Source organism: Rhodanobacter sp. FW104-R8, assembly GCF_001617365.1.
In the GTDB taxonomy this organism is placed as follows: Bacteria; Pseudomonadota; Gammaproteobacteria; order Xanthomonadales; family Rhodanobacteraceae; genus Rhodanobacter.
Window position 1 is genome coordinate 35,675 of the sequence record NZ_LVJR01000009.1, and the last position, 16,831, is coordinate 52,505.

General features: G+C 68.9%; 19 protein-coding genes. 10 read left to right on the top strand and 9 right to left on the bottom strand.

Translation table 11 applies throughout. From position 1 onward, the window contains the following. On the top strand, positions 1 to 1,062 hold the full coding sequence (gene tsaD / locus RHOFW104R8_RS01945) for a tRNA (adenosine(37)-N6)-threonylcarbamoyltransferase complex transferase subunit TsaD (protein ID WP_235604236.1): 1,062 nt from the start codon (positions 1 to 3) through the stop codon (positions 1,060 to 1,062). Positions 1,063 to 1,174: 112 nt separating this feature from the next. Here the strand turns inward: tsaD and RHOFW104R8_RS01950 are convergent, their stop codons facing one another. The 3 genes from RHOFW104R8_RS01950 to RHOFW104R8_RS01960 form a co-directional block, all read right to left on the bottom strand. Beyond that, on the bottom strand, positions 1,175 to 1,894 hold the full coding sequence (locus RHOFW104R8_RS01950) for a pseudouridine synthase (protein WP_068092219.1): 720 nt from the start codon (positions 1,892 to 1,894) through the stop codon (positions 1,175 to 1,177). A 94-nt stretch (positions 1,895 to 1,988) separates the two neighbouring features. Continuing rightward, complete coding sequence (locus RHOFW104R8_RS01955) at positions 1,989 to 2,768, bottom strand: ABC transporter permease (protein ID WP_068092217.1); 780 nt, start codon at positions 2,766 to 2,768, stop codon at positions 1,989 to 1,991. Further along, complete coding sequence (locus RHOFW104R8_RS01960) at positions 2,765 to 3,730, bottom strand: ABC transporter ATP-binding protein (RefSeq protein WP_068092216.1); 966 nt, start codon at positions 3,728 to 3,730, stop codon at positions 2,765 to 2,767. Before RHOFW104R8_RS01960 ends, RHOFW104R8_RS01955 begins: the two co-directional genes overlap by 4 nt. Before the next feature lie 92 nt (positions 3,731 to 3,822). On the opposite strand from RHOFW104R8_RS01960, the gene RHOFW104R8_RS01965 reads away from it, so the two are divergent. Both RHOFW104R8_RS01965 and RHOFW104R8_RS17225 read left to right on the top strand, forming a co-directional pair. After that, positions 3,823 to 4,569: an FAD-binding oxidoreductase gene (locus RHOFW104R8_RS01965; RefSeq protein WP_068092215.1), complete on the top strand. Its 747-nt coding sequence runs from the start codon at positions 3,823 to 3,825 to the stop codon at positions 4,567 to 4,569. A 321-nt stretch (positions 4,570 to 4,890) separates the two neighbouring features. Beyond that, positions 4,891 to 5,196: a hypothetical protein gene (locus tag RHOFW104R8_RS17225; protein ID WP_153021672.1), complete on the top strand. Its 306-nt coding sequence runs from the start codon at positions 4,891 to 4,893 to the stop codon at positions 5,194 to 5,196. A gap of 33 nt (positions 5,197 to 5,229) precedes the next feature. On the opposite strand, the gene RHOFW104R8_RS01970 is transcribed toward RHOFW104R8_RS17225, so the two are convergent. From RHOFW104R8_RS01970 to RHOFW104R8_RS01985, 4 genes are all read right to left on the bottom strand, one after another. Then, positions 5,230 to 6,201 (bottom strand): fimbrial protein, encoded by a 972-nt coding sequence (locus tag RHOFW104R8_RS01970; protein ID WP_068205420.1) that lies wholly within the window; start codon positions 6,199 to 6,201, stop codon positions 5,230 to 5,232. After that, positions 6,198 to 8,981, bottom strand: coding sequence for a fimbria/pilus outer membrane usher protein (locus tag RHOFW104R8_RS01975; RefSeq protein WP_068092211.1), 2,784 nt, complete (start codon positions 8,979 to 8,981; stop codon positions 6,198 to 6,200). The genes RHOFW104R8_RS01970 and RHOFW104R8_RS01975 overlap by 4 nt, the downstream gene beginning before the upstream one ends. Next, positions 8,978 to 9,721 carry a molecular chaperone gene (locus RHOFW104R8_RS01980; protein WP_068092335.1) on the bottom strand — a complete coding sequence of 248 codons (744 nt, stop codon included), beginning with the start codon at positions 9,719 to 9,721 and terminating at the stop codon, positions 8,978 to 8,980. The genes RHOFW104R8_RS01975 and RHOFW104R8_RS01980 overlap by 4 nt, the downstream gene beginning before the upstream one ends. 64 nt (positions 9,722 to 9,785) lie before the next feature. Continuing rightward, positions 9,786 to 10,340 (bottom strand): fimbrial protein, encoded by a 555-nt coding sequence (locus RHOFW104R8_RS01985; protein WP_068092208.1) that lies wholly within the window; start codon positions 10,338 to 10,340, stop codon positions 9,786 to 9,788. A gap of 471 nt (positions 10,341 to 10,811) precedes the next feature. On the opposite strand from RHOFW104R8_RS01985, the gene RHOFW104R8_RS01990 reads away from it, so the two are divergent. From RHOFW104R8_RS01990 to RHOFW104R8_RS02015, 7 genes are read left to right on the top strand one after another with little or no spacing between them, the layout of a single operon-like run. Beyond that, complete coding sequence (locus RHOFW104R8_RS01990) at positions 10,812 to 11,435, top strand: hypothetical protein (protein WP_082823489.1); 624 nt, start codon at positions 10,812 to 10,814, stop codon at positions 11,433 to 11,435. Further along, entirely contained in the window at positions 11,432 to 11,839 is a 408-nt protein-coding gene (locus RHOFW104R8_RS01995) for a hypothetical protein (RefSeq protein WP_068092206.1), read from the top strand. The genes RHOFW104R8_RS01990 and RHOFW104R8_RS01995 overlap by 4 nt, the downstream gene beginning before the upstream one ends. Beyond that, positions 11,836 to 12,033, top strand: coding sequence for a helix-turn-helix transcriptional regulator (locus RHOFW104R8_RS02000; protein WP_201028673.1), 198 nt, complete (start codon positions 11,836 to 11,838; stop codon positions 12,031 to 12,033). Before RHOFW104R8_RS01995 ends, RHOFW104R8_RS02000 begins: the two co-directional genes overlap by 4 nt. Positions 12,034 to 12,037: 4 nt before the next feature. Beyond that, complete coding sequence (locus RHOFW104R8_RS02005) at positions 12,038 to 13,615, top strand: alpha/beta hydrolase (protein ID WP_068092202.1); 1,578 nt, start codon at positions 12,038 to 12,040, stop codon at positions 13,613 to 13,615. Next, positions 13,612 to 13,785, top strand: coding sequence for a hypothetical protein (locus RHOFW104R8_RS17555; protein ID WP_161487734.1), 174 nt, complete (start codon positions 13,612 to 13,614; stop codon positions 13,783 to 13,785). The genes RHOFW104R8_RS02005 and RHOFW104R8_RS17555 overlap by 4 nt, the downstream gene beginning before the upstream one ends. Continuing rightward, a complete protein-coding gene (locus tag RHOFW104R8_RS02010) occupies positions 13,782 to 14,516 on the top strand; it encodes an ATP-binding cassette domain-containing protein (RefSeq protein ID WP_068092199.1) in 735 nt (244 codons plus the stop codon). Before RHOFW104R8_RS17555 ends, RHOFW104R8_RS02010 begins: the two co-directional genes overlap by 4 nt. Continuing rightward, positions 14,513 to 15,715, top strand: a complete 1,203-nt coding sequence (locus RHOFW104R8_RS02015) for an ABC transporter permease (RefSeq protein ID WP_068092196.1) — start codon at positions 14,513 to 14,515, stop codon at positions 15,713 to 15,715. The genes RHOFW104R8_RS02010 and RHOFW104R8_RS02015 overlap by 4 nt, the downstream gene beginning before the upstream one ends. Before the next feature lie 182 nt (positions 15,716 to 15,897). On the opposite strand, the gene RHOFW104R8_RS02020 is transcribed toward RHOFW104R8_RS02015, so the two are convergent. Both RHOFW104R8_RS02020 and folE read right to left on the bottom strand, forming a co-directional pair. Beyond that, the gene (locus tag RHOFW104R8_RS02020) at positions 15,898 to 16,230 is read right to left on the bottom strand and encodes an EF-hand domain-containing protein (RefSeq protein WP_068092328.1); all 333 of its coding nucleotides are present in this window, start codon (positions 16,228 to 16,230) and stop codon (positions 15,898 to 15,900) included. Further along, on the bottom strand, positions 16,227 to 16,829 hold the full coding sequence (folE, locus tag RHOFW104R8_RS02025) for a GTP cyclohydrolase I FolE (protein ID WP_068092193.1): 603 nt from the start codon (positions 16,827 to 16,829) through the stop codon (positions 16,227 to 16,229). The genes RHOFW104R8_RS02020 and folE overlap by 4 nt, the downstream gene beginning before the upstream one ends. Positions 16,830 to 16,831 lie beyond the last annotated feature (2 nt).

Sequence of the window (16,831 nt, forward strand, 5' to 3'; positions counted from 1 at the left end):
GTGGATACCACAGAATTTTCAAAGCCGGCGAACAAGCCCGTGCTGGGCATCGAAACCTCCTGCGACGAGACCGGCGTGGCCCTGCTGCGCTGGGAGCCGGATGCGCCGGGCCGCGGCCTGTTGGCGCACACCCTGTACAGCCAGATCAAGCTGCACGCCGACTACGGCGGCGTGGTGCCGGAACTGGCCAGCCGCGACCACGTGCGCAAGCTGCTGCCGCTGATCCGCGAGGCGCTGGCCGAGGCCGGGCTGACCGTGCACGACCTCGGCGGGGTGGCCTACACCGCCGGGCCCGGCCTGGTCGGCGCCCTGCTGGTCGGGGCTTCCGCCGGACGTGCGCTGGCCTGGGCGCTGGGCGTGCCGGCGATCGGGGTGCACCACATGGAGGGCCACCTGCTGGCGCCGCTGCTGGAAGAGGATCCGCCGGAGCCGCCGTTCGTGGCTCTGCTGGTCTCCGGCGGCCATTCGATGCTGGTCGAGGTGCAGGCGATCGGCCGCTACACGATCCTGGGCGACACCCTGGACGACGCCGCCGGCGAGGCGTTCGACAAGACCGCCAAGCTGATGGGCCTGCCGTACCCCGGCGGCCCGGCGCTGGCGAAGCTGGCCGGGCAGGGCACCGCCGGCGCGTTCCGCTTCTCGCGCCCGATGACCGACCGGCCGGGGCTGGATTTCAGCTTCTCCGGCCTGAAGACCCAGGTGCTGCTGGCGTGGCAGCAATCCGACCAGGGCGAGCAGACCCGCGCCGACATCGCCCGCGCGTTCGAGGAGGCGATCGTCGACACGCTGGTCATCAAGTGCCGCCGCGCGCTCGAGGCCACGGGCACGCAGCGGCTGGTGATCGCCGGCGGCGTGGGCGCGAACCGCCACCTGCGCAGCGAGCTGGCCAGGGCCGGCGAGAAGGACGGTTTCCGGGTGTATTTCCCGCGGCTGGACTTCTGCACCGACAACGGCGCGATGATCGCGCTGGCCGGCGCGATCCGCCTGGCCGGCGGCCAGCATCAGGACGCAACCGTGCAGGTGCGTCCGCGCTGGGATTTGCAGAGCCTGCCGGCTGCCTGAGGCTTGCCGGTGCCACTCCCCCCTGCTTGCAGGGGAGGGTTGGGGTTGGGTGCTTTACGGCAAGAGCCTCACCCCCTCCCAGCCTCCCCCTGCAAGCAGGGGGAGGAGAGAATCACCACTGCGTGCGGCCGGGCAACAGGCCCTTCAGCTCGGCCTCGGTGAGGTTGCGCCACTGGCCGACCTTGAGGTGGCCGAGCTTCACGTTGACGATGCGCACGCGGCGCAATTGGGTGACGCGGTAGCCGAACGCTGCGGCCATCAGGCGGATCTGCCGGTTCAGGCCCTGGGTCAGCACGATGGCGAAGCCGAACTTGGCGATGCGGCGGGTGCGGCAGGGTTTCGTCATCTGGCCGTGGATGCGCACGCCCTTGGCCATGCCGGCCAGGAACTCGTTGGTGACCGGCTTGTTCACCGCCACCAGGTATTCCTTCTCGTGGTGGTTCTCGGCGCGCAGGATCTCGTTGACGATGTCGCCGTTGCTGGTCAGCAGGATCAGCCCCTCGGAATCCTTGTCCAGCCGGCCGATCGGGAAGATCCGCTGCGGGTGGTCGATGAAATCCACGATGTTGCCGTCCACGCCGCGCTCGGTGGTGCAGGTGATGCCGACCGGCTTGTTCAGCGCGATATAGACCGCCTTTTTCGCGGCCGGCGTGGCGGCGAGGATGCGCGCCTTGACGACCTCGCCGTCCACGCGCACCTCGTCGCCTTCCAGCGCCTTGGCGCCGGTGCTGACCACCTCGCCGTTGATGCTGACGCGCCCGGCGAGCAGCAGCTCGTCCGCCTCGCGGCGTGAGCACAGGCCGGCTTCGCTGATGTATTTGTTGACGCGCATTTCGACCCTCGATGTAGGAGCGCACCCTGTGCGCGATAGCTCTTTGCCATGTCACGCAAGAGCATCGCGCACAGGGTGCGCTCCTACAGTGTTGTCAGGATCGCAGCCCGACGCCGCGCTTGAGCAGCTGCAGCGCCACGACCGACAGCGCGGCCACGAAGCCGAGCATCACCACGAAGGCCCAGCCCACGTGCACGTCGCTGATGCCGAGCACGCCGTAGCGGAACGCGTTGACCATGTACAGGATCGGGTTGGCGCGCGAGATCGCCTGCCACGGCTCGCCCACCATGTTGATCGAGTAGAACACGCCACCCAGGTAGGTCAGCGGGGTGAGGATGAAGGTGGGCACCAGCGCGATGTCGTCGAACTTCTTCGCGTACACCGCGTTGACGAAGCCGGCCAGCGAGAAGATGGTGGCGCCCAGCAGCACCGAGGCGAACGTGATCAGCGGGTGCATCACGTGCAGGTCGGTGAAGAACAGTGCGATGACCAGCACCAGCAGGCCGACCACCAGGCCGCGCACCACCGCGCCGGCGACGTAGCCGGCAAGGATCACCCAGTTCGGCATCGGCGACACCAGCATCTCCTCCACCGCGCGGCTGAACTTGGCGCCGAAGAACGAGCTGGAGATGTTGCCGTAGCTGTTGGTGATGATGCTCATCATCACCAGGCCCGGCACGATGTACTGCATGTAGGTGAAGCCGCCCTGGATGCTGCCGATGCGGCTGCCGATCAGCTTGCCGAAGATCACGAAGTACAGCGTCATGGTGATTGCCGGCGGGATCAGCGTCTGCGTCCAGATGCGCATGATGCGCACGATCTCGCGGCGCACGATGGTGTTGAGGGCGACCAGGTTGGCGGCGGCGTTGCTCATGCGGCCTGCTCCTGATGGTTGCCGTTGCGCCCGCCTTCCACCAGCCGCACGAACAGCTCTTCCAGCCGGTTGGTCTTGTTGCGCATCGAGGTCACCGCGATGCCGTGCGCGGACAGCGTCGCGAACAGCGAGTTGAGGTCGTGCGAGCGGGCCATCTCGGCCTCCAGCGTGTGTTCGTCGCGGCGGCGCAGGGTGACGTTGGGGATGCTGGGCAGCCCGGCCGGGATGGCGGCCACGTCGAGCACGAAGGTCTCCACGTCCAGCGTCGCCAGCAGGCGCTTCATGCTGGTGTTCTCGACGATGGTGCCGTGGTCGATGATCGCGATGTTGCGGCACAGCGACTCGGCTTCTTCCAGATAGTGCGTGGTGAGGATCACCGTGGTGCCGGCCGCGTTGATGGCGCTGACGAACTGCCACATCGAGCGGCGGATCTCGATGTCGACGCCGGCGGTGGGCTCGTCGAGGATCAGCAGCCGCGGCTCGTTCATCATCGCGCGGGCGATCATCAGCCGCCGCTTCATGCCGCCGGACAGCGTGCGCGCCTGCATCTGCGCCTTGTCCCACAGGCGCAGTTCCTTCAGGTACTTCTCCGCGCGCTCGGCGGCGGTCTTCCGCGGGATGCCGTAGAAGCCCGCCTCGTTCACGCAGATGTCGAACGGCTTCTCGAACTGGTTGAAGTTGATCTCCTGCGGCACCAGGCCGATCAGCCTCATCGCCTCGCTGCGCTGCCGGTTCACCGAGATGCCGAACACCCGCGCGTCGCCGGAGGTGGAATTCACCAGCGAGGACAGGATGCCGATCAGGGTGGACTTGCCGGCCCCGTTCGGGCCGAGCAGGGCGAAGAAGTCGCCGGGCTGCACGGTGAGGCTGATGCCCTTCAGGGCCTCGACGCCGTTGCCGTAGGTTTTGCGCAGGTTGTCGACGACAAGCGCCGGGGCCGTATCTTGGGACTGCGGGGACATGGGCTGCACCGAGGGGGTTAGCCCTTATTATAGCGGGCTACCCCCGCCGTCCGGCCCTGCCGGACGGCACACACCGTTTCCGGAAACCCTCCATGGCCGACCACTTCCAGCTCCGTCTCGTCGACAGCCGCATGCTCGCGCCCGCGGTGCGCCACCTGGTGTTCGAGCGCGTCGACGGCCAGCCGCTGGCGTTCCAGCCCGGCCAGTTCCTGCAGGTGCATTTCCATTACGACGATGGCACGGCGACCAAGCGCAGCTACTCGGTGGCGACCATCGGCGACGGCCACTCGCCGGTGCGGCGCATCGAGATCGCGGTGAGCTACGTCGAGGGCGGCGCCGCCACCAAACTGCTCGGTGAACTGCCGCCGGGCGGCGTGATCGACGCCAGCGGTCCGTACGGCCGCTTCTGCCTGCAGGAAACCGACAGCCACCCGCGCTACCTGCTGCTGGCCACCGGCACCGGCGTCACCCCGTACCGCGCGATGCTGCCGCAGATCGAGAAGTTGCTGGCGAAGGGCGGCCGCGAGGTGGTGCTGCTGTACGGCGCCCGCAGCGAGGCCGAGCTGCTCTACGGCGAGGAGTTCGAGGCATTCGCGCAGGCCCACCCTGGCTTCGCCTTCCACGGCTGCCTCAGCCGCGAGGCCCGCGCCGTGCCGCGCCCCGGCGACCGCCTTGGCCACGTGCAGCACGCGCTGGCCGAACTCGGCCCCCGCGCCGACCGTGACATCGCCTACCTGTGCGGCAACCCCAACATGGTCGATGCCGCGTTCAACGCGCTGAAGGAATTCGGCCTGCCGGTGCCGCAGATCCGGCGCGAGAAGTACATTTCGTCGCGCTGAGTGGGGCCGGTGCGTCGTGGCCGGCGATGCCGGCCATCCGCCGTGATGCATGGCGGGGCCGCCGTTCACCGATATGTCACGGCCAATTCACCTGCCGAAGGCTAAAAGGCCGAGGCGGGTAACGAGCGGCGGGCTTTCAATCCCGACTCTCCCCGTCAATGTGATGGACGTCACATTTACGGCAACGGCTTCGCCGGAATCGATCAAGGTCGAATGGATCGGGCCGATGACCCGCTAGGAGGCTCCGCATAGGCGGGGTCGTACCTCGATGAGGTGAGCGGTATGAGCGGTCCGCTTGGTATTGCGTTGGCAGGTCTGGCCATGCTCGTGGGGGTCTCGAGCGCGTACGCGGCGGGCGGTCGGGTCGTGTTCTCGGGCGCGGTGGTCGAGCCGACCTGTCCCGCGGCGGGTCCGGATGAGGTTGGAGCTTATTCCCGTGCCGGCGCCGCCCCGCAACGCATGAGCTGCGGCAACACCGCCACCGACCCTGGCCGCCCCTATTCGCGCGTGGTGGTCGACTTGGCCACGGCGAATCGGAACCACGACCGGTTGCTCGACTATTTCGCCGGCTACGCCACGACTAGTGGCGAGGCCGCGGCGAAGGTCGTCATCCACACCTACGACTGACGCCGGCCGTCGCAGGCGCCGTCTGACTGCCGCTTATTGATAGAAAATGTCGAAGGTCACGGTGGCCTTGACCGGGCCGCTGGTGACCGCCGCCGCGGTCTGGAAATACTGCGCGTAGTAGGGGATCGACGTGGTGGCCGCCGGAGTCACTACGGCCTGCGTCTCGAACGTCACCGCGTTCGAGTTGCCGTCGAGAATCTGCACGCCGACGCCGGCCGCATAGCCGGCACCGGCCGGCGCCACCACGCCGGTGTGGCTGTCGGGGAACGCGGCGTGCATGGTGATCGCGGACACCGCGGTTCCCGGCGGGCAGGACAGCTGGATCTGGAAGGGCGTCTTGCCCGAGGTCGCGCCGACCCCGGTGAAGGCGCTGCCGAGCGCCTTGGGCAGGACGACGTTGATCGGGTTGGCGACGATCGTGCAGCTCGGCGTGGTGAAGGTGATGGAGTTGCCGAGCCAGAACGTTTCCGGGAACAGGTTGTTTCCTCCCGCGTCGGTCCATTGCCAATCACCCAGCTTGCCCGCCGCCAGCGTGCCGCCGGAGGTGATCGGGCCGGTCTTGACCAGTTCCAGGCCGGAGCTCACTTTGAACGTCGCCTGGCTGACGGATTGGCTGTTGAGCGGATACGCCGTCAGGTAGGCGCGCGGGTGCGTGATGCGGTAGCCGATGCCCGGGATGCCGCTGTCATAGGTGTAGTTGTCCGCCAGGTATCCGCCGCGGGCATTGGCGACGCCGTAGGTCATCGTCTCGGCCTGGACCTTCCAGTTGCTGCTGTTGCCGTTGTAGTAGCCGCAGGTGATGGTGGGTGGATTGGCGGGTGAGGCCTGTGCCGAGGTGGCAAGCACCGTGCCGTTGGGCGTGTTCGCCGCGATCGAGATGGTGGTAGGCAGCGCGAAGCTGACCGTGGTATTGCCGCCGGACAGGTAGCGGCATACGGCATGGGCGCCCGGCGCCGCCAGGAGCAGCAGCAACAGCGTGGTCCACCGGATCGCAGTGCGCGTCATGTTCCGCTCCCGGCGACCTGCGCCGCGTGGTGGGGCTGTTCGCAGGCCGCGTCGATCTGCTCGATGGCACCGGCGCCCTGCCGCTCCCCGGCGCGGGCCTTCAACCGGTACGGGAACGAGCAGGTGCGGGTGGCGTCCCGATCCTGCCATTGCACGCTCAGGCGTCCGGCTTCGCGGGCGGTACGCACCATGATGCGCCCGGCCTGGCCGACCACGCCGATCGACCGGCCTCGCTCATCGGTGACTTCCGCGCCGAACGGCAGCGTCGCGCCGCCCGGCAGGCGTGTCTGGATCAGCACGAAGTGCCCGCTCTCGCTCTTGAACTTCACCAGCACCACGGCACCGGCGCGCGGCGCCACCTGGGTGCTGGTGTTGTCGAGCTGCACGTCCAGCGGCAATCCGGTGGGGTCGATGCTGATCGTGTTGAGGATGTAGGGCGTGATGTACGGCACCAGCGCGTAGCCGGCGCGGTCGATGCGCACGCCGGCCGCGTTGCCGACGCGCGCGCCCGCGGCGTCAGGTGCCTGCACGATGGCCACGGTGTCGCCCATCGGCTGGCCGAAGGTGATCCCGCCCGGATGCGCGACGATGCTGCCGGTCACGCCCAGCGAGGACTGCGAATAGCCGCTGCCCGCGCCGAAGCCGGCGCTGAATTGCGCATGGCTGCCGCGGTAGCCCGCGTTGATGCTGCCGGTACTGCCCGTGTTGCCGTAGCTGGCGTTGCCGCCGCTGTCGCGGGTAGCGGTCACGCCGTAATTGAAGCGGTCGTCGACGCCGGCGGTGCCGCCCAGGGTGGCCTGTTCCTGCATGGCGCCGTGGCTGTCGCGGGTCAGCGTGCCGGTGAGGGTCGCGGCGTGCTGGCCGCTGCCCAGCGGGATGGTGACGTTGACCATGTAGCGGTTGTCGCTGCGCCCGAACGGGTCGCGCTCGCGGCTGGCCGAGAGGTTGTAGTTCATCCGATGGAACGAGTTGTTGTAGCCGACCTGGAACTGCGTGTCGCTGCCGCTGCGGTTCCAGTAGTCGCGGGCTGAGCCGTTGATGTAGAGCGAGCCGCCGCGCGCGCCCAGCCGCTGGCTGAGGGTGAGGCTGAAGTTGTCGCGCTGGCGGTCCACGCCGGCCGGCACCAGGTAGTTGCGGTAGTCGCCGCCGGCCAGCGCCGCCTGCTGTGCCGGCGTGAGCAGGTCCGACACCGGCACGCCGTTGATCGTCAGCGGCCGGGCCGGTCGGCCCGTGGCGAACACGGGCAGGCCGCGGCGCGCATAGTCGCGCGCCCGCGCGGCGTCGCCCAGGGCGAGGTAGCCGCTGGTCGAATAGCGGTACGCGGCCACGGTCAGCGAAGTGCCGGTCTGCGCCAGCATCTTGCTGTAGCTCAGGCGCACGCTCTGGCCGGACAGCGTGTCCATGCCGGGGATGTGCGTGCGCGCGGCGGTGATGTCCATGGCGAACGCGCCATGGCTCGTGTTCAGCGCGCCGCCCAGCAGCACCGCGCCGTAGCCCGACGAGCCGAGTACGCCGGCGTAGCCGGTGAGCAGGTTGGAGAAGCCTCGCTGCACGGTGGCCTGGGCCACGTCCGGCTTGTGCACGATCGTCTCGTCGCGCAGCTGGCCGGCGGCCATGCTGAAGCGCACGGCGCCCGGCCGCAGCAGCTGCGGCACCGAGGCGTAGGGCACCGAGAACGTGTGCACGCGGCCGTTGGCCTCGGTCACGCCGACCTCGAGGTCGCCGCCGTAGCCGGTGGCGTAGAGATCGTCGATGGCGAACGGGCCGGGGGCCACCGTGGTCTGGTAGATCACCATGCCGTTCTGGCGCACGGTCACTTTGGCGTTGCTGTCGGCGATGCCGCGCACGGTCGGCGCGTAGCCGCGCAGCGACTGCGGCAGCATGCGGTCGTCGGTGGCGAGTTGCACGCCGCGCAGGCCGAAGCTGTCGAAGATCTCGCCGCTGGTCCAGGAATCGCCCAGGGTCAGCTGGGCGTGCAGCTGTGGCAGGTCGTGCTGCACGTAGCTGGCGATGTTCTGCCAGTGGCGGCTGGAACGCACGCCGCCGACCCCGGATTGCCAGTTCAGCGAGGAAACGTGCCGCAAGTGCCACGACCCCAGGTTCAGTCCGGCGGTCAGTCCGAGATACGACGAGGTCTGCGCCACGCCACCGCTGCGGGTGCGATAGCTGTTGAGGTTGTAGTTGAGCAGGCCGGCGTTCACCCCGGCGTCCCAGTACTTCGGATCGACGTAGCCGCGCGCCAGCTGCCCCAGGTAGGCCTGCGGCACGCTGGTGTCCAGGCGCAGGTCGGACATCGCGAAGCTCATGCTGGCGCCGGGAATCACGCTGGCGATGTCGACGCAAGCGTGGTCGTCGGTCAGCTCCGCCATGGTGCGGGCCGACAGCTTGTCCGGGTGCAGCTCCAGCCGCTCGAGCAGGGCCGGGGTCACGCAGGGGGTGGCGCTGGCGTCGGCCGATGCGGCGGCGAAGCGCACGTCGGTGCGGCCGGCGGATCCGCCGTTCAGGAAGAGGTCGACGCTGTAGGTACCCGCCGGGATGAAGTCGCCGCGCTCGAAACGGGACAGGTCGGTGGTGTTCTGGCCGGCGCCGGAAAGCAGGCTGCGGTCGAAGCTGGCATCCACGGCGTCAGCCGCCGGAGCGTTCGCATCCGCGCCCGCGGTGGCCGCGGCGGCGTGGCCGCCCCCGCCGCACAGCGCCAGGCCGACCAGGGCCGACAGCAGCCGGCGGCGGGCGACGGGCCCGCTGGCGGCAAGCGTGGCGCTGGCGCTGGCCGGATTCACCGTGCGATCGTGCCCTGGTAGGACGCCGGGGCGCCGAAATCATTGAGGACGGTGTAGTCGATCACGGTACCCGCCGCCGGCGCGCGGCGGAGGTTCTTGATCGGCAGGCGCAGCGTCGACAGCGGCGCGACCATGCCGTTGCCGGGCGCGTATGCCACGTGGTCGACGCTCAGCGACAGCTGGCTGAACGTGATGTGGTACGGCGTGGGGTTGTGCGCCACCAGCGCATAGCCCGCGCCGTCGGCGGCCACCGTCCAGGTGACCTGCCGGGCGGCGCCGAGCGGGTCGCCGGCCAGATGGGGCGGGCGGAAGAAAAGCTTCAGCCGCGAGCGCACGGCGAACTGCAGCGTGTTCTGCTCCTCGCCGGGTTTCGCCGCGGGCCTGGGCGGGATCTCCAGCACGTTCAGCCAGAACAGCGATTCGCGGTCCTTCGGCAACGACTGGTTGGTGTAGACGATGCGCAGGCTCTGGCCCTTGCCCGCATCCATGCGGAACAACGGCGGCGTGATGAGGAACGGCACTTTCGCCGTGTCGGGCGTGGACGCGGGGTTGCCGTCGTCGATCCATGCTTCGACCAGGGCCGGCTGGCTGCCGTCGTTGTTCAGGCGCACGGTGGTCTCGCCGGCCGCGGCGGAAAACACCACGCGGGTGCCGGCGATCACGACGCTGGCGTGGGCGTTGCTCAGGACCAGGCAAAAGGCCAGCAGCCCCGTGCCGAGAGCACAGGCGAGTCTGTTCATTGGGATGGCGGGTTCCGGGTGGAAGGCGGCCGCGTCGGCGATGCCGGCCACGGCCGCAAACGGCTTACAGGTAGTTCATCGTGAATTCGACGCTGGTGTTCGCCGCGCCTGCGCCCGCCGCGCCGCCGACAGCGATGTACTGCGCCGAGTAGTTCATGGTGGCGGCGCCGCCCGAGAGCGCGACCACCTGGGAGTTCTGCGCCGTCGCGGTGCCGCCGTTCAGGGGCATCACCTGGTTGCTGGCATTCAGCAGCTGGATTTCCACGTTGGTGGCGGTGCCGGTGCCGGTGAGCTTCAGGTTGCCGGTGACCGAGTCGATGTTGGCGCCCGAGAACTGGGTCTGCACGGTGCTCAGGGCCGGGTCGCAGCCGGTGATGCTGAGGCTGAACGGGGTCTTGTTGGCCGTGTTGCCGGCGGCGTTCAGCACCGGCGCCAGCACCAGCGGCAGGGCCACGTTCTTGGTGGCCTGGGTACCGAAGGCGGTGCCTTCGACCTTGCAGGTCTGGCCCACGACCTGGCCGGTGATGTTGATGGTGCCGTCAACCGCCTGGGCGGTCGGGGCGAAGCCGATGGCGGCCATGGCGGCGAGCAGTGCGGTGGGCAGCAGGAGCTTGTGCATTATGGTTTTCCTCGTGGTGTCGACTGGTATGGACTTGCGTGACTGATACAGGGGGGCGACGACCGGGAAGCGGCAGGTGATGCTGCGGCCCGGCGCGTAGGGTCGTGCACTTGCAGGCGTCCCCCCGGACGGATGGCTGGCGCGGGTTCCGCCAAGGCTGGTACGCAATAGGCAAAAAGCGTGCCATATCTTCCGTGTAAACGGTTACTCCGAGTGCTGGTGCCGATCACGGAACGGTGGAATTCGAGGCAGGGCAACGGTTCGTTGACGATTTATCGGACTTACCTGACAAATTATGGCACGAAAAAACTGCGAACCACGTCACTTAAAACGTATGGAAGGTACCGTGTGAACGGAGGAGTTGGCGAGGGTCATGGACATGCTTGTAAAGTTCGCTTGACATGGGACAAGCTGATTCCCTACGCTGCTCATGTCAAGTTGACTTGACATGAGCGGATCAAGGGAGTCGTCATGCGTGTGCCACGAACCACCGAAAAGCAATATCGCCAGCGGCTGTCGCTGGCCATGACGGTCTATGTGGGCGTGATGTTGCTGGCATGGCCGCTGGTCCGCACCGCGGACGACACGCTGTTGAAGGTCGCGCTGGCGCTGACGCCGGTGCTGCCGGTGCTGTACGTGGTCTGGCTGATGGTCCGGCGCGTGCTGCAGGGTGACGAACTGGAGCAGCGCACGCACCTGATCGGCCTGGGCGTATCCACCGTGGTGGTCGGCGTGCTCAGTCTGGTCGGCGGCTTTCTTGCCGCGGCGCGCGTGCTGACGCTGCAGGGATCGGTGCTGATCTGGGTGTTTCCGGTGTTGCTGATCGGCTACGACGCGACGCGCTGGTGGGTGGCGCGCCGTTACGGCACGGGCACCCTGTGTGGCGGCGACGGCCGCATGCCGGTGTGGCGGGCCTGCCTGCTGGGCGCGTCCGTGATGGGGCTGCTTGCGCTGGCGATGCTGCTGCGCCAGCAGCTTGATGGCGCGCGCGCCTTGGCGCTGCTGGCGCTGGCGCTGGCGCTGGCTGCGATGGTGGCCGGAGCCCTGCGCTGGCGGCGCGTGCGGAGCGGCACATCGGCGGAGGATGCGCCATGACGCTGCGCGCCGTACACCGCCGCTACCTGCGCGAGTTCCTCCCGGCGATGCTGGCCTACGTGGTGCTGATCGTGTTGTACGGCGTGCTGGTGCCGAGGATCGGAAGCCTGCCGTGGCGGATCGTGCTGGCGTTGCTGCCGTTGCTGCCCATCGTGCTGGTGATCCGTGCGATCGTGCGGGTGATCCGCGACCAGGACGAACTGGAGCGGCGCATCGACCTGGAGGCGATCGCGATCGCGGCGATGTCGGCCGGCTTCGGCTACTTCAGCTTCGGCCTGCTGCTCAGCGCGGGCGTCGGCTGGGCGGTGGACCCGGCGGCCGTGGCGATCTGGGTGATGCCGTGCCTGTTCGCCGGTTTCGGCGTGGCCAAGCTGCTGGTTGCCAGGCGCTACCGCGGGCGATGAACAACCACGTGCGCGAACTGCGTGGCGAGCACGGCTGGTCGCAGGCCGACCTGGCCGCGCGGCTGGACGTGTCGCGGCAGACCGTCAACGCGATCGAAACCGGCAAGTACGACCCCAGCCTGCCGCTGGCGTTCCGGATCGCGAGGCTGTTCGGCCGTCCGATCGAATCGATCTTCGTACCGGGTGAGGAGTGAGGGAATGGCAATGAAGGGACGTACCGCGATCCGCATCGGTGCCGTGGTCGTGGGCCTGGGTTTCCTGGCCTGGAACCAGTGGCGCGCGCGGGAGCCGGCCGCGGTGGCCGCCGCGCCGGCCGGGGCTTCGAGCGCCGCGGCAAAACCGTTGCCGCCGGCGCCGGCGGCGACCTGGCAACTGGGTTCGCTGACGCTGACCGCATGCGAACTGGCCCAGCCGAACAGCGGGCTGAGCACCGCGGCGTGGTGCGCCGAGTTCCCGGTGCCGGAAAACCGCGACGACCCGCACGGCCGCACGATCAGGCTGAAGCTGGCGGTACTGCGTTCGCGCGCGCAGGTGGCCAGCCCCGACATGCTGGCGTTCCTCGCCGGCGGTCCCGGCCAGGCGGCAACCGACTCGGCCGGCACGGTGGCGTCGGTGCTGCAGCCGCTGCTGGCGCATCGCCACGTGCTGCTGCTGGACCAGCGCGGCACCGGCGGCTCGAATGCCCTCGGCTGCAAGCACGTCGACGAGCGCGCCGCGCCCGGCGACGACGGCACGCTGGACGCGGGCAAGCTGCGCGCGGCGGCCGCCGAGTGCCTGCGCCAGCTGGCCGGCCACGCCGACCCGCGCTACTACACCACCACGATCGCGGCGCAGGACCTGGAAGACGTGCGCAAGGCACTCGGTTCGCCGCCGTTCGACCTGCTCGGTGTGTCGTACGGCACGCGGATGGCGCAGCAGTACCTGAGGCGCTTCCCGGACGCGGTGCGCAGCGTGGTGCTGGACAGCGCGGTGCCGAATGCGCTGGCGCTGGGCGAGGATTTCGCGCGTAACCTGGACGATGCGCTGAAGGCGCAGTTCGCCCGCTGCACCGCCGAGCCGGCCTGCAAGGCGAAGTTCGGCGACCCGGACCAGACCCTGTACCAGCTGCGCGACGCGCTGCGCGCGAACCCGCACGAGGTGAGCTTCCGCGACCCGCAGAGCTACCAGACGGTGAAGCGGATGCTGGACGAAGACTCGCTGGCCAGCGTGGTGCGCATGTTCGCGTATACGCCGGCCACCGCCGCGCTGCTGCCGCTGTCGATCGATGCCGCCGCGCACGGCGACGTCGGCCCGCTGCTGGGCCAGGCCAAGCTGCTGTCCGGCGAGCTGTCCGACCTGATGGGCAGCGGCATGCAGTATTCGGTGATCTGCAGCGAGGACGCCGACCTGCTCACGGCGCGCCCGCAGGATGCGCAGACCATCCTCGGCACGCGCATGGTCGACGCGCTGAAGGCGGTCTGCTCGGCATGGCCGAAAGGCGCGCGTCCGGCCGATTTCCACCAGCCGCTGAAGACCGCCAAGCCGGTGCTGCTGCTGGCCGGCCAGTACGACCCGGTGACTCCGCCGCGCTACGCGGAGGAAGTGGCGAAGGGCCTGCCGAACGCGCGCGTGCTGGTGCTCGAGGGGCAGGCGCACAGCGTGATGGCGGCCGGCTGCACGCCGCAGCTGATCCAGCACTTCGTCGAGAAGCCCGACCCGAAGGCGCTGGACGCGAGCTGCCTGGACCGGCTGCGGCCCACGCCGATCTTCATCGACTTCAACGGAGCCACGCCATGAAAAAACCGTACGCGACGGCAAACGCCGTGCTGTGGGCTGCGGCCGTCATCGCCGCCGCCGTGCTTGATGCGCCGCCTGTCATCGGGCAGATCCTGTTGCCGTGGCTGGCCGTGATTTCCGTGTTGAGCACCGGGCCGGATGCCTGCTTCATGCGGAGTAATCGGTCGTGATTGAAGTCAGGGATCTGCACAAGGCGTTCGGCGCGGTGAAGGCCGTCGACGGCGTCGGTTTCAGCGCCCGCGACGGCGAGATCACCGGCCTGCTCGGCCCCAACGGCGCCGGCAAGACCACCACGCTGCGCATGCTGTACACGCTGATGGCGCCGGACCGCGGCCAGGTGCTGGTGGACGGCATCGACGCGGCGGTCGATCCGCTCGGCGTGCGCCGCCGGCTCGGCGTGCTGCCGGATGCGCGCGGCCTGTACAAGCGGCTGACCGCGCGCGAGAACGTCGATTACTTCGGCCGCCTGCACGGCCTGCCCGAGGAGCTGCTGGCGAGCCGGCGCGAGGCGCTGGTCAAGGCGCTGGAGATGGATGACATCGCCGACCGCCGCACCGAGGGCTTCTCGCAGGGCCAGCGGGTGAAGACCGCGATCGCCCGCGCGCTGGTGCACGACCCGCGCAACGTGATCCTCGACGAGCCGACCAACGGCCTCGACGTGATGGCCACCCGCGCGCTGCGCCGGTTCATGCGGCAGTTGAAGGAAGAGGGCCGCTGCGTGCTGTTCTCCAGCCACATCATGCAGGAGGTCGCCGCGCTGTGCGATCGCATCGTGGTGATCGCGCACGGGCGCGTGGTGGCCGACGAATCGCCCGATGCGCTCAGGGCACAGACCGGCGAATCCAACCTGGAAGACGCCTTCGTGAAGATCATCGGCACCGACGAGGGACTGGCGGCATGACCACGACTCCACCGAAAACCCGGCGCGGCGCCTTCCTCACCGTGTTGTTGAAGGAGGTGAAGGAGAACCTGCGCGACCGCCGCACCCTCGTCAGCGCCTTCCTCACCGGTCCGCTGCTGGGGCCGCTGCTGTTCGTGATGCTGATCAACCTCACCCTCAACCGCGAACTGGACAAGGCCGAGAAGTCGCTGCCGGTGCCGGTGATCGGCGCCGAGCACGCGCCGAACCTGGTCGCCGCGCTGAAGGCCGGCGGCGTGGTGCCGGGTGCGTCGGTGGCCGACCCGGCCCAGGCGGTGCGCAAGCAGGACGCCGACGTGGTGTTGCGCATCGCGCCCGGTTACGGCAAGGCCTGGCGCGAAGGCGAGCCGGTGCAGGTGGAGCTGTTCTACGACTCCTCGCAGCGCGACGCGAACACCTCGGTGGAGCGGGTCACCCAGCTGGTGGAAAGCTATGCGCGCCAGCAGGGCGCGATGCGGCTGGTGGCGCGCGGCCTGTCGCCGGGCACGGCCTGGCCGCTGCAGGTGGCCAAGCGCGACCAGGCCACGCCGCAGTCGCGCGCGGTGCTGATGTTCGCGATGCTGCCGTACTTCTTCGTCATCACCATCTTCATGGGCGGCATGTACCTGGCGATCGACCTCACCGCCGGCGAGCGCGAGCGGCAATCGCTGGAACCGCTGTTCGCCAACCCGGTGCCGCGCTGGAAGATCCTGTGCGGCAAGCTGGCGGCGATCTGTGCGTTCTCCCTCGCCAGCCTGCTGGTCACCCTGCTGGCGTTCGCCGTGGTGGGGCAATTCATCCCCGCCGGGAAGATCGGCATGGAACTGGACCTCGGCCTGCACTTCGCCATCCATGTGCTGCTGCTGATGCTGCCGCTGGTGCTGCTGCTGGCCGCGCTGCAGTCGATGGTGGCCGCGTTCGCCAAGAGCTACCGCGAGGCGCAGACCTACATCTCGCTGCTGATGCTGGTGCCGATCATCCCCAGCCTGCTGCTGTCGTTCATGCCGATCAAGGCGCAGGCATGGATGTACGCGGTGCCGCTGCTGGGCCAGAACCTCGGCATCATGCAGCTGCTGCGCGGCGACGGCGTCAGCGCCGGGCAACTCGGCCTGTGCCTGGCCGGCAGCGCGGCGGCGGCGCTGCTTGCGGTACTGGCGACGGTGCAGCTGTACCGCTCCGAGAAGCTGGCGATTTCGGCCTGACGCACGGGTTATCCCCCCTCCCGGCTGCGGTTTTGTAGGGCGGGCACTGCCCGCCGCTTTGCGCCACCTCGCCAAAAGCCGAAGGCCTGTGTAGGAGCGCACCCTGTGCGCGATGTTCTTCGTTCCGATGACACATCAGAGCATCGCGCACAGGGTGCGCCCCTACACCTTCCCCAGGGGTATCAACGCGGCGGCGCGGTCAGTTCCTGCGCGTCGAGGTAGCCGCGATGGTGGCGGTCGAGCTTGTGGAACTGGCGGCGCAGGTTGTCCTGGTATTCCCGCAGCGTGATCGGGCGGCCGCGGCCGCCGGGCAGTTCGTCGGTTTCGAGGATGCCGTCGCCGTTGCGGTCCATCGCCTGGAAACCGCGGCTCATGTACGCGACGTACTCGGCCTCGCTGACGCGGCCGTCGCCGTCGCTGTCGAACATCTGCAGGTAGGCCGACCGCGTGTCCTGGGCCAGCGTGGCCGATGCCGCCAGCAGCAACGCCAGCGCGGTGGCCAGGCGTGCGTTCAGCGGTGGCCGCCGTGGATGCCGATGAACTGCAGGAACTCGGCGCGCGTGCGTGCGTCGTCGCGGAAGGTGCCCAGCATCTGGCTGGTCACCATCGACACGCCACGCTTGTGCACGCCGCGGGTGGTCATGCACTCGTGGCTGGCGTCGACCACCACGGCCACGCCGGCCGGCTTCAGGGTTTCCTGGATGCACTGCGCGATTTGCGCGGTGAGCTTCTCCTGCACCTGGAAGCGGCGCGCGAAGCCGTCCACCACGCGGGCCAGCTTGCTGATGCCGACCACCCGGTTGGTCGGCAGGTAGCCGACGTGGGCGCGGCCGATGATCGGCGCCATGTGGTGCTCGCAGTGGCTCTCGAACTCGATGTCGCGCAGCACCACCATCTCGTCGTAGCCGTTCACTTCCTTGAAGGTGCGGCGCAGGTAGTCGCCCGGGTCGGATTCGTAGCCGGAAAACCAGTCGCGATAGGCCTTCACCACCCGCTTGGGCGTGTCCAGCAGGCCTTCGCGCGAAGGATCCTCGCCGGCCCAGCGCAGCAGCGTGCGCACGGCTTCTTCGGCCTGTTCCTGGCTGACGTCGTTCGGATGGGGCTGGTCGCTCATGC